The sequence below is a fragment of the Leptothoe sp. EHU-05/26/07-4 genome (assembly GCF_043421015.1).
Taxonomy (GTDB): Bacteria; Cyanobacteriota; Cyanobacteriia; order Phormidesmidales; family Phormidesmidaceae; genus Leptothoe; species Leptothoe turfae.
Map to the genome: position 1 here is coordinate 1,163,733 of NZ_JAXSQV010000003.1, position 12,109 is coordinate 1,175,841.

The following is a 12,109-nucleotide window of genomic DNA, read 5'->3' on the forward strand; positions in this document are numbered from 1 at the left end:
TGTGGATCTGTTTAATTTGCTTTGCATCCCACGCAGTGCCATCGTTGACGGTACTGGCTCATTAACAGCAGAGCAGGCCGGGGCGGTGATGACGATGGCCGAAAGCTATTGTCGGAGACGGCGAGCCCTGTTTCTGATGGATACACCCAACAACCTGAGTACTCCCCAGGCAATTAAAGCCTGGCTAGGGGCTAACAACAACCTCAGGTCCGATCACGTTGCTCTCTATTTCCCTCAGGTCAAAATGCCTGATCCATTGAATAATTTTAAGCTGCGCACAGTGGGTGCCAGCGGCACAATCGCTGGGCTTTATGCCCGTATTGACAGTGAGCGTGGTGTGTGGAAAGCCCCAGCAGGAACTGATGCTACCCTCAGCAATGTGTTTGGGTTGGATGCCTCGTTGACGGATGCGGAAAATGGCACCCTGAATCCCCTGGCCATCAACTGTCTACGCACATTTCCGATCTATGGAACAATCTGCTGGGGGGCACGTACTTTAGAGGGGGCCGATGCCATTGGTTCAGAGTATAAGTATGTGCCGGTGCGACGGCTAGCGTTGTTTATTGAAGAGACCCTCTTTAGAAGTCTCAAGTGGGTTGTTTTTGAACCCAATGATGAGCCGCTATGGGCACAAATTCGCCTCAATGTTGGCGCATTTATGAATAATTTATTCCGTCAGGGGGCCTTCCAGGGTCAAACGCCGCGCCAGGCCTATCTGGTGAAATGTGACAAGGAAACAACCACCCAAAACGACATTAATCAAGGCATTGTCAATATTTTGGTGGGCTTTGCACCGCTCAAGCCTGCTGAATTTGTCTTTATTAAACTGCAACAGCTAGCGGGCCAAATTCAAACCTAATAGGAGGAGTTCACAATGGCGCAGTTTAGTGTCAATGCTCAACGCTTTGACCCCTATAAGAATTTTAAGTTTCGCGTCAAATGGGATGGGCGATATGTAGCAGGTGTGAGTAAGGTGGGTGCCCTGAAACGCACTACCGAAGTGGTAGAACATCGTGAGGGTGGCGACCCGAGTACCGTGCGTAGGTCTCCTGGCCAGAGTAAGTTTGAGGCGATTACACTGGAGCGCGGTGTGACCCACGATCTTGAGTTTGAGCGGTGGTGTAATAAGGTGTGGAACTATGGTTCTGGTCTGGGGGCAGAGGTATCGCTAGCGGATTTTCGCAAGGATATTATCATCGAACTTATGAACGAGGCGGGACAGGTGGCTATTGCTTACAAGGTTTACCGCTGTTGGCCTTCAGAGTGTCAAGCATTGCCAGAATTGGATGCCAATGCCAATGCCATTGCCTTTGAAATGGTGACCTTACAAAATGAAGGATTTGAGCGTGATCTTGACGTGGTCGAACCGTCTGAGCCTAGTTTTGTCGAACCATAGGTGACCATGAAAGGGCTAACAGCGGCTAATTTGCTTACGGTATGGGAACAAGGGATATCCCAAAGTACAGCTCAGCGTGGGTTGCTGTTGTTGATGGCGGCCTGTCCAGATCAGTCTCCTGAACAACTGGCTCAGTTAAGTATTGGTCAGCGGGATAACCATTTACTCACCTTAAGAGAACAAACCTTAGGTTCACAACTGGTTAGTGTTGTAAATTGTCCCAGCTGTCACAATAATTTAGAGCTCAACTTTGCCGTGTCTGATATTCGGCAACCGCCAATATTAGAGCCATCCTCAGGGTTACTGCTAGCAACAGAAGACTATGAAATCGAGTTCAGACTCCCCAATAGTCTTGATCTGCATGCGGTTGAACAGATGTCTGATGTATCTCAGGCAGCGCAGCAGATTTTAGAACGCTGTATTCTCTCTGCGCACTATCAGGGCCAGTCGGTTTTGCCAGATCACATTCCACCCCGTATCAATCAAGCCTTACTGGAGAAAATGGAACAGGTGGATCAGCAGTCCGATATACAACTTGCCGTCAGTTGTCCTGACTGTGGGCATCAATGGCAGGCCCCGTTCGACATTTTGAGTTTTTTCTGGCAAGAGTTAACAGCCTGGGCACAGCGGGTTTTACGAGATGTTCATCAGTTAGCATCTGCCTACGGTTGGCGAGAAGCCGACATTTTAGCCATGAGTCCTCAACGTCGACAGTTTTATTTGGAGATGATCCATCAATGAGTCACTACCTCCAAACCATCGTCGCTAAAAACATGGGTCATCTATCCGTAGTGCGGCCTCGCTTGGCGTCGCCGTTTGAGCCACCTGCGGATACAGTGTCACTGATGCCTCAGTTCCCCATGGAGGCTGAAGCTGAGACGTCTGAGAGTGGGCCAACCATAACCCGCGAGCCTAACTTGAGGCAGCCCCAGTCAAATACGGTTAGTTTGGTGGCCCCATTCCGTTCTACGCCCTCATCTCAATTATCTCAACCATCAGTCCTACTACCCACGGCTCCGACGATATCTGATGCTTCTGTATCACCCTCTGATTTAAAACCCAGAACTCTATCAGAACCATTACCGTCCCAATCGTCTGTTCCTACTCCAAACGTATCTAGAACAGAAGGCCCTTCTTCAGCACCCGTCGTTGAGCCCCTTACCAAAACGAGTCTCCCTCGGCCCATAGCTGCAAGCATACCGGTAACTCAACATTCCCCACCACCGCTAGTCTCTTCTCAAGCGTTAGCTTCTTCTCAAGGAGCTACACAAATCAGTCAGCAGCCTGTAGTTGAGCCTATTCAACCCTTGTTAGTTGGCCTTAGTCAGTCCCAAAACGTCGCTGATGACTCTTCTGCACAACCGTTAGGTGCTCCTGAATTCTTTTCCACCCCTCGCTCTTTCTCTAGAGCATCTTCTCCGCCGTCATCTGAGACTAGTGGCCCAACTATTCAGGTCACCATTGGGCGCATTGATGTGCGAGCTGTTATCCCAAAATCGGCTCCGCCTAAATCATCTAAGTCTCGCCCTGCGAAGCCGTCCCTACAGGATTATTTAAAGGCTCGAAATAGCTCGCGCCATGGAGTTTAAGCCATGAGTACTGCCCTTGCGATTGGTGCTGTTACAGCCGTTCTTAGAGGTGTATTAACCAATCGGCTGGCCAGTGTTTCGGGGAACTTGGGGGGAAGTACGCCAGATGTTTCTGTACTCCCACCTGACACTGTGCTGGCATCGAATGAAGTGAATGTGCCAGATACGCTGAATTTGTTTCTCTATCGGGTAATGCCCAATGTGGGCTGGCGAAATATTGGCTATCCAGCCAGGGATTCCCAGGGAGAACGGGTGAGTTGTCCACCGCTGGCTCTAGATTTACATTATTTGCTGAGTGCTTACAGTCAGGTGCCATTTCGCGCTGAGGTGATGCTGGGCTACGGCATGCAAGTGTTGCATGAAGCCGGTGTACTCCCCCGTGAGCTGATCAGTGCAAGGCTTTCGGACTTAGTTAATTTTCCTGAAAATATTCTGGCTGCATCTACCCTGGCAGAACAAATTGAAATGATAAAAATCACCCCTGAAGGGTTGAGTACAGAAGAGATTTCAAAACTGTGGTCAGCTTTTCAGACAAATTATCGGCCAACGGTGGCTTATCACGTCTCTGTAGTACTTATTGAAAGCGATCGCACTACTCGCTCAGCACTGCCTGTACGGGAAAGCCAGGTATTCGTTATGCCTTTGAAGCGCCCGGTAATCAATGCAGTACAACCTCAGTTGATTAATCCGAGTGGGACACTCACCATTCAAGGCTACAACTTGCAGGCAGATGAGCTCAGGGTACGAATTAATGGAGACACTCAGATAGCTCCAACAGCAGACAATATAAATGATACAGAGATTTCTGTTGAATTGCCCAATACGTTACAAACTGGCGTAAAAACCGTCCAGGTTGTTCACTACATTAATTACGAACCCAATGACGAAGATCCAGCAGACTTGCGAGAAGGCTTTGAGTCAAATACGGTTTCCTTTATTTTAAGGCCTGAGATTTTTAGCATTAATCCAGACCCAGTGGCACAAAATCAATCATTGACTCTAACCGTTGTTACCCCTGTCAGTGAGCGGCAACAGGTGCAGCTGCTTCTAGGCGATCAATCAATTTCTAATTTTCAGCTAGTGGGTGCTTTACCAACGACGACACTGACGTTTGATATTCCGGCTGATTTCACTCCAGGTGAATATTTGGTGCGGTTACGGATTGATGGTGCTGAAAGTGAATTACAACCGGAAACAGGTTCCTATTCTGCCCCAACCGTTACTGTAAGCCCATGATGCCGACTGACCAGGACTGGCAAACCACCAATCAACACCGTCTAGCCACGGCGTTAGAGGATGTGTGTCAATGTTTGCGGACTTACATAAAACAGCGTCAGGGAGAATCGGTTAATCAGGAAACAGCGGCTCCTACAGAAATAGTAGAGAACTCTACAGCCAATCAGCCGGTATCTGCTCTGGATTATTTATGTGATGCCTTTGGGTTAACTCACTTTGAACGCCAGGTGTTGTTGCTCTGTGCTGGGGTAGAGCTGAGTGCGTCTTTGACCCAACTGTGTGGAGCAGCCCAGGGTGAACGATTTATGTACCCGACGTTTAGCCTGGCATTGGCGGCCTTTCCAGAGGCTCGCTGGGACGCCCTTGCGCCTGTGGGACCGTTGCGCCGTTGGCGGCTGATTGAGGTGGTTAACAGTGATAGTTTGACCCAGAGTCGCTTACGAATTGATGAACGGGTGCTGCATTATTTAACCGGAGTGCCCTACCTGGATGAGCGTTTAGATGGCCTGATCTATCGGTTGCAGGCTCCTGGTTATTTATTACCGTCTCAGCAACGGATCGCCCAAGAAATGGCTGATATTTGGTTGGAGAGTCAGCTATCGGTTCCGATCATTCAGCTATGGGGTGGACAGGATGTGGGTAGCGCGATCGCAACCACCGCCTGTCACGCCTTAGGCACCGTCCTGTATCGTTTGCGGGCTATGGATATTCCGGGTGCGATCGCAGAGCGCGAAGCCCTGGCCAGACTGTGGGAACGCGAAGCCGTCCTCAGCCGGAGCATATTGCTTTTGGACTGTAGCCAGCTGCCCGCCACCACTTTAAAACAAACCGTTATTCCATTTGTAGAGAGTTTACAGACAGACCTGGTGATAGTCGGCACCGATCCAGTTGTCATCGGCGATCGGGCTATGATTCACCTGGAACTACCCAGGTCGAATTGGTCAGAGCAGCGACAGCTATGGCAGCAAGCCCTCAATACCCACGCCTTAGAGGTCAATGGCCACCTGGATAGTTTGGTCTCTCAGTTTCGGCTCAGTGCTGTGAATATCCAGTCTGTCTGTGCTGAAGTCAGTCGTTTACCTAAGCCTCATTTAACGAAGAATCTAGCTGAAAATCTCACCGAGAACCTGGCTGAAACCTTGAATGCAAGACTTTGGGAAACCTGTCGCCTACAGACCCGGCCCCAGTTAAATGATCTGGCCCAGCGGATTATCCCTAAAGCTACCTGGAATGAGTTGGTACTGCCAGAGCGGGAACAACAAATGCTGCGAGAAATTGCCGCCCAGGTGAGGCAGCAGGCTAAGGTATACGACACCTGGGCCTTTACCACTCGGGGCTCCCATGGTCTGGGCATTACGGTTCTGTTTGCTGGCCCTAGCGGCACCGGTAAAACCCTGGCAGCTGAAGTGATTGCCCATGAGCTGCGGTTAGATTTATATCGCATCGATCTGAGCCAGGTGGTAAATAAATATATTGGTGAAACAGAGAAAAATCTGCGGCGGGTGTTTGATGGGGCCGAAGCGGGTGGCGCTATTTTGCTGTTTGATGAGGCCGACGCCCTGTTTGGTAAACGCAGTGATGTCAAAGATGCTCGCGATCGCTATGCCAATCTTGAGGTGAGTTATTTACTGCAGCGGATGGAAGCCTATCGAGGGCTAGCTATTTTGACAACAAATTTAAAGAAGGCCCTGGATACTGCATTTCTGCGCCGTCTGCGCTTTGTGGTGCAGTTTCCGTTTCCCAGTGTGGAACAGCGGCTGGAGATTTGGCGGCGAATTTTCCCGGAGCAGATGCCGACCCACGGGTTAGATTTTCATCAGCTGGCCCGCTTAAATATTACTGGGGGCAATATTCGTAACATTGCCTTGAATGCTTCATTTCTAGCGGCAGATGCTGATACACCAGTGACAATGCATCATTTATTGCGAGCAGCGAAAACTGAGTATTCTAAGCTTGAAAAGACACTGACAGATACGGAAGTGAAGGGATGGGTATGAGCGGAGACCACCAGGGGCAACAGCCAACCGTAGAGACCATGGGTGGCATGGTTGACGGCTCCCATGGGTCTGCCTTTGAGTCGGTGCGGCAGCCAGTTGAATCACAGACGTTTAAGTCTCAATCCCTCCCTCCCTATTCTTTGAATCTGCATATTGATCGGCTCACGCTGCATGGATTTTCGGCTTTGGATCGCGATCGCATTGGGGCAGCGCTGCAAGCAGAATTGGCTCGGTTATTTGCTGAGCAAGGCATGCCGCGAGCGTTAGAGCAGGGAAGAAGCATGAATCAACTGAATGGGGGATCGTTTGAAATGGCGACAGATATCCCTCCCCGAGTAATGGGGACTCGCATTGCGCAATCGATTTATCAGGGCTTGGGCCATGGGTAAGCAAGCACAAACACACATCAAGACAGAATTTCAGCCGTCCGTGACTTCAAAGTCATCGCATCTATTCCAGCGCCAATGTGGGTGTGAAAGGTCTTCAGGGCTAGGGCATCGGGGTGGGTCTGGCAGTCAACTGACACTGAAACAACAGGCGAGCGAGCGAACAGAAGCCAAAGAAGCACCACCAATTCTACATGAGCTATTAGGAACACCCATGCTAAAAATTCAGCCGAAGCTGAAGATTGGGGGACCGAATGATAAATATGAACAAGAAGCGGATCGCATTGCAGATCAAGTAATGCGGATGCCAGAACCTCAGATTCAACGCCAAGTTGACCTGGAGGAAGCTGATGAAGATATTGTTCAAGCCAAGTTCCATTCTGCGCAAACACTTCCTGTCATCCAGCGCAAATGTACTCAGTGTGAAGAGGAGGAAACGATTCAACCAAAAGCGACACCCTTAATGCAGAGGCAGGTCGAGTCTGAGGAGGAAGATGAAGAGACGCTTCAAACAAAAGAATTACCAGGCAGTACACCTGAAGTCACACCAAACACTCAGACTCAAATCAATACCCTGCGCAACCTTGGAAAACCTTTGCCAAAATCTTTACGGGCATTCTATGAGCCAAGATTCGACATGGATTTTAGTGGAATACGAATTCATACCGAACCCTCTGTCAACAAAATTGCCAGTTCACTGAATGCGCGAGCATTCACACTTGGTCAGGATATTTTCTTCAACCAACAAGAGTTTCAACCTGAGACAACTAGCGGGAAACAGTTATTAGCTCATGAATTGACCCACACAATACAGCAAGTTGGAGGACATTCTCGTCTGCGAGTGAGGCAATCTCGCGATGATGCCGCTTATGTGAATACCAATACCGCTACACCTGCAAACGATGAAGCCGCTTATGTGAATAACAATACCGCTACACCTGCAAACAACACCACATTTAACCCACTATTATCTCATCATCCAACACTGTTGACAAAACCGATGATTATGCGGCTGTCACTAGAGCGCTTTAAGAAACGTCTTGGTTATGCTGAGAAGAATGATGAGAATGAACCCGTCCAACAGAAACGTACAAAGCAAGAGCTTGTTATCACTGAGTTGTTTAACCATCCTACATTCCAAAATCTTTGGGACTGGTTAGGAAATTGTAAATGCCAAAGAGGAGATCACGGGCCAATCAAGCTGCGTATACGTCGTACATTCAGCGATAGTGCTCAGACGTTTGGTGGTTTCGATCAGAAACGTGGCATCCTGACGATTAATCCGAAGATACGGGCAGCCAGAGATAATCCTCTGGAACTGGTCGACACTATTGTGCATGAGGTAGTTCACGCTATCTCTTGGGCCAGACGTAACCGGTTATGCCCTGGTCAGGCTCTACCGCTTCAAAAATTAGATATCATTAATCCACCGGGCGAGAAAACTCTACTAGAGAAGATTCAATCCCGTAGGGATCCCTGTAAAAGAAACCGATTTTCTACTGCTAAAGAACCTCCTAAAGAGCTTAATCTTGTGAATGTCAAAGGCAAAATAGCAGAATTAGATCAATTTGAGAGATCTGGACCGAGTGCAAGTGACCCATGTTATGGATTTCAAGACATTCGAGAAGAACCCCAAGTAAAAATTATTCAGATTATTGATGATATTCAGCAGAAGACTAATGTTGGAGAATCAACCAGAACAAAGGTCAATCAGATTCTTCGCGAAGATCTCCGGCAGGCAAGGCAAAAAGCTGATGCGTCTGCAGAATTTGCAAATTTGACACAGAGAGGTGATCAGTTTTCCTGGATTCTTGAACGAGCACCAAAACTCCAAAAATTTATGCAATGTCGAGACAAAGAATGTAGTAAGCCGCGGCGCAAACGTGATACCGAACGCTGTTTTAACGAAGTGTCTGAATAAACAAAAGTGCCCTATTATTGTCTGTATAGACACTATCTGGCATTTTCAGATGAATGCCAGATAGCATCCAATAAACTCTATAGAATTTGGCGAGATGCTGTATCCTCTTGAGACAGATGACGGCGACCTAAGACAAACAGCTGATCACGCTCACGCAATAGAAACAACGCAATTAACGCCGCCAATGTGGGAATGGCTGCCCAGAATAAATAATTAGGCGCTGTGTATGGATCAACCAAATTTTTGAGTGAAACGAGTACTGAAACAGCATGCATTCCTAGTAGCAAGCCATAGGTCCAGGTCTTCAATAAACCCGCCAAAAAAGTTAGAACAATCGCTAACTGTAGAATCCCTATAACAGCCGAAACAGATCCTGTCACAGGTGAGGAGTAGTAAGATTCAGCAACGGCTTGAGTGATTCCAGGGGCAATTATTTTTCCAATTGCCCAAACCAAGAAAAAGGCAGCAACACTAATGCGGATTAAGAACAGAGAGATTTCTAAAGGTTTGTCGGTTTTCATAATAGCCTCCTTTGGGCTCATAGAATTAGGGGGAGGTAGGGAAAAGATTTGAGGCCAGCTTTCAACAAAACATGCGCCAAAAACTGACCTATATGTATGTAGATAAATGAGGCAAAAAAATATGTTATTGGTCGTGGATAAAACTCTTCAACGCTTGACCAACAATTTGAGGATCACCCTCAAGTCTTGCCAGCAACAAGGAGCCTTCCGCTGTGCTGACGAACCTGAGTGCCCTATTTTGAGCATCGGTTTCTCCCATTGCCACAAACTGCTTAGTGAGCCAGGCTTGAAGGTCCTTAAAATACAGAGTAAGGCGACTTCTCACGGCGGGACTCACTGATTGCAATTCTGCCGCCATCATTCCACACAAACAGAACTTCTCGTCCTGAATGTAGGCTTGAAAAGAATCGGCCACTGCTTGCAATCGTTGTTGTGGCGTATCGAGATTGTTATCGAAAGCATCAAGGGCGGTACTTTGGACTTCATAAACGCGCTCAACCAACGCCAAAGCCAGGTCAGCCTTAGCTTTGAAGTGGTAATGTATGCTTGAATTCTTGATGCCGATAGCATCAGCCAAATCAAGATAACTGAAGCCATTGAACCCCTTTAATTGGGTTAAGTGCTCCGCCACGTCCAAAATTTTTGTCCTCGTATCGCTCAAAGTGATTTCAGTATCTATCTACATGTATGTAGTTTACTGTGGATCACCAAAAAGTGCAAGGCAATAATTTGGGAGTGGTTTACTTTATCGTAGGAGCGACTTCTAGAGAAGTCACATTCCTGCCCATCCACAACTGGGCGGGATAGGCAAAGGTTTGTCACGAATGACGCGATCGCTCTACCTAACCTGATTTAATGGGGGAGGTTAGGGGATGGCTACAGATAGCCTGGAGGACTAGCCCATGCGATCGCTTGTTCAAGCTCAATCCTTACAACAACCATCTTTCACGCCTATGTCGCCAGGATTTCTGAAACGGAATTGTGGCTGTGATCAGTCAGTGGGAGTGTCCGAGAAGGAGAGCCAATTTCAGAGTCAGCAGCAGCATCGGCAACGTCCCTCTGTATGGCCCCCAGCGTTCTCTAAAATGTCACCTGTTTTGCATGAGGCGTTGCCATCACTCAGTCCTAAAACTCAGTCCAGACTGAAAATAGGACAGCCCAACGATAAATATGAACAGGAAGCCGATCGCATTGCTGATCAGGTTATACAGATGCCAGGACCTAGTTTGCAGCGGCAAATAGGCCCTGAGGAGGAGAAAGAAGCAACACTGCAAGCAACACCCATCGCTGGTCAAATTTCCCCTCTGATTCAAAGACAGGTTGATTCGGAGGAAGAGGAAGACGCAACCCTACAGACCAAACGTTCTTCTAACCCATCACTCAATGCTACACCTGCCATTCAATCTGGGGCTCAGGCTATACAGCAAAGTATTGGACAGCCCTTACCTTCTAAGGTCCGAACATTCATGGAACCTCGCTTCGGCCAGGACTTTTCAGGCGTCCATATACACACGACGGGGCGAGCTCCCCAACTCGCCCACAGCCTTAATGCTCGCGCCTTTACTGTGGGCAACCACATCGCCTTTGCGCAAGGAGCCTTTAACCCTCACACATCAGGTGGACAAAGCCTGATTGCGCACGAGTTAGTTCACACCCTACAGCAAGGCAAGGGAGCATCATCCCACAACACGTTACAGCGTGCCCCAGACAATACGAACGCCAGGCCAACGTGTACCCAAAGCGAAGAGGAAGAAACGGAGTTAAATCGTGCCCGCCGTCCCCTGATCCACTCCATTCTGACAGGATGGCTGCGCAAGGTTGAAAATAAAAACCTCAAAGTGGGCCCCTTACGCCGTTTACGAGCCAGACGTGCCCGCCGAATTTGCCTGCTATCTCTCTGTGGCGACTCAGACTTTAGCCTCACCGACAACGCATTAATCCAGAAACTACAAGCGTTTGATCTCGCAACGGATAAGGGCAAAGCCTACGGTGTCTGCAGCAGGCTCGGCAATGTCAGCGCACCCACAGACACTGCCACACCACAAGCAGATGCAGAGGAAACAGAGGAGACCATCTGCCCTGACTTCAAAATGCCACCAGCCAGCCAGGGCAAGACTCTCTGGGTTTTAGGAGATTTCAAAAAACCCGCTGTCTGGAACAACCAACATCGAGAAGCGAAAGCCATGGTGGGTGATCATACATGGAGCCCATCGACTGAGGATTTTCGAGCAGCAGCCGGTGGGAAAGGAGAGGTGATTGGTAGCGTTAAAGCGTTGGCAGATAAGATTAAGGCCCAGGGTAAAAAAGGCGTATCTGAACTCAACCTCGTCGGTCATGGCAATGACTCTTATCTGGCACTCAGTGGCAAAATCTTTCCCCCTGGGGAAGAAATTATTGACGAATATGGCGATGAAGATGAGAGGCCAATTAATACAGCCAGGGTTAACTTTAATGAGGCAGGTCTCGTAAATGGCTATGCGCTGAGCGTTGATGGTGCCGCTGGCATGGATTTGAAGCCATATTTTGCACCTGGGGCTGTCATTAATCTCTATGCCTGTAATACGGCAACTCTCTCAGTTCTGCCAGCTGGTATAGCCAAACAGCTCTGTACTGTGGTTTACAGGAGTGACGATACCATTAGTTACTGCCCCCACATCAACAACAAAAATCCGAAAAAGCTAAAAATTGTAAGCCGTAATAAAGTTTATGTTGAAGGGACAGGCACTGAAACTAGTTCGAGCACCACTAGAACCTGCCAAAACAGTCAAAAAGACGGATTTGAGGCTTTAAAGCTCCGTCAGGTTAAGCCAGGAGCCTTAACACAAAAGAGACGAAAGCAGCCTATCAGTTTGGATTTTGATGATTTGAGTTCTCTGTAAAACTCTTCGAGAAAGGGGAAATCGACACCAGCAACAATGATTTGTTCTGCTTGATTAACGTAAGTTACGAATTTGTTCAATAAGTTTCATTTTTAGTCAAATTTGTAGCACTGTTTGTTGTTCTAAAGCAGATTCGGTAGCTTCTGAGTAAAGTTAAATCACACAGTTGTATGGCATTTTAGGT

The 12,109-nt window shown here is 48.2% G+C and carries 11 protein-coding genes; 9 read left to right on the forward strand and 2 right to left on the reverse strand.

What is annotated here, in order from left to right:
• The first annotated feature begins 1 nt into the window (after nucleotide 1).
• From U2F10_RS12755 to U2F10_RS12790, 8 genes are all read left to right on the forward strand, one after another.
• Nucleotides 2-859: a phage tail sheath family protein gene (locus tag U2F10_RS12755; RefSeq protein ID WP_499872307.1), complete on the forward strand. Its 858-nt coding sequence runs from the start codon at nucleotides 2-4 to the stop codon at nucleotides 857-859.
• A 15-nt stretch (nucleotides 860-874) separates the two neighbouring features.
• A complete protein-coding gene (locus tag U2F10_RS12760) occupies nucleotides 875-1,396 on the forward strand; it encodes a phage tail protein (protein ID WP_006514820.1) in 522 nt (173 codons plus the stop codon).
• 6 nt (nucleotides 1,397-1,402) lie between these two features.
• Nucleotides 1,403-2,137, forward strand: coding sequence for a T4 family baseplate hub assembly chaperone (locus U2F10_RS12765; protein ID WP_163668139.1), 735 nt, complete (start codon nucleotides 1,403-1,405; stop codon nucleotides 2,135-2,137).
• A complete protein-coding gene (locus U2F10_RS12770) occupies nucleotides 2,134-2,985 on the forward strand; it encodes a hypothetical protein (protein WP_163695916.1) in 852 nt (283 codons plus the stop codon). Before U2F10_RS12765 ends, U2F10_RS12770 begins: the two co-directional genes overlap by 4 nt.
• A 3-nt stretch (nucleotides 2,986-2,988) precedes the next feature.
• Entirely contained in the window at nucleotides 2,989-4,221 is a 1,233-nt protein-coding gene (locus U2F10_RS12775; RefSeq protein ID WP_163695918.1) for a Pvc16 family protein, read from the forward strand.
• On the forward strand, nucleotides 4,218-6,218 hold the full coding sequence (locus U2F10_RS12780; RefSeq protein ID WP_499872309.1) for an ATP-binding protein: 2,001 nt from the start codon (nucleotides 4,218-4,220) through the stop codon (nucleotides 6,216-6,218). The genes U2F10_RS12775 and U2F10_RS12780 overlap by 4 nt, the downstream gene beginning before the upstream one ends.
• Entirely contained in the window at nucleotides 6,215-6,607 is a 393-nt protein-coding gene (locus U2F10_RS12785; RefSeq protein ID WP_499872311.1) for a hypothetical protein, read from the forward strand. Before U2F10_RS12780 ends, U2F10_RS12785 begins: the two co-directional genes overlap by 4 nt.
• 211 nt (nucleotides 6,608-6,818) lie before the next feature.
• Nucleotides 6,819-8,525, forward strand: a complete 1,707-nt coding sequence (locus tag U2F10_RS12790) for an eCIS core domain-containing protein (protein ID WP_499872313.1) — start codon at nucleotides 6,819-6,821, stop codon at nucleotides 8,523-8,525.
• Between the two features lie 77 nt (nucleotides 8,526-8,602).
• Here the strand turns inward: U2F10_RS12790 and U2F10_RS12795 are convergent, their stop codons facing one another.
• A complete protein-coding gene (locus U2F10_RS12795) occupies nucleotides 8,603-9,046 on the reverse strand; it encodes a DoxX protein (protein WP_163668127.1) in 444 nt (147 codons plus the stop codon).
• Nucleotides 9,047-9,170: 124 nt separating this feature from the next.
• A complete protein-coding gene (locus tag U2F10_RS12800) occupies nucleotides 9,171-9,707 on the reverse strand; it encodes a TetR/AcrR family transcriptional regulator (RefSeq protein WP_499872315.1) in 537 nt (178 codons plus the stop codon).
• A 241-nt stretch (nucleotides 9,708-9,948) separates the two neighbouring features.
• Here U2F10_RS12800 and U2F10_RS12805 point away from each other — a divergent pair, with 241 nt between their 5' ends.
• The gene (locus U2F10_RS12805) at nucleotides 9,949-11,925 is read left to right on the forward strand and encodes an eCIS core domain-containing protein (protein WP_499872317.1); all 1,977 of its coding nucleotides are present in this window, start codon (nucleotides 9,949-9,951) and stop codon (nucleotides 11,923-11,925) included.
• Nucleotides 11,926-12,109: the final 184 nt, after the last annotated feature.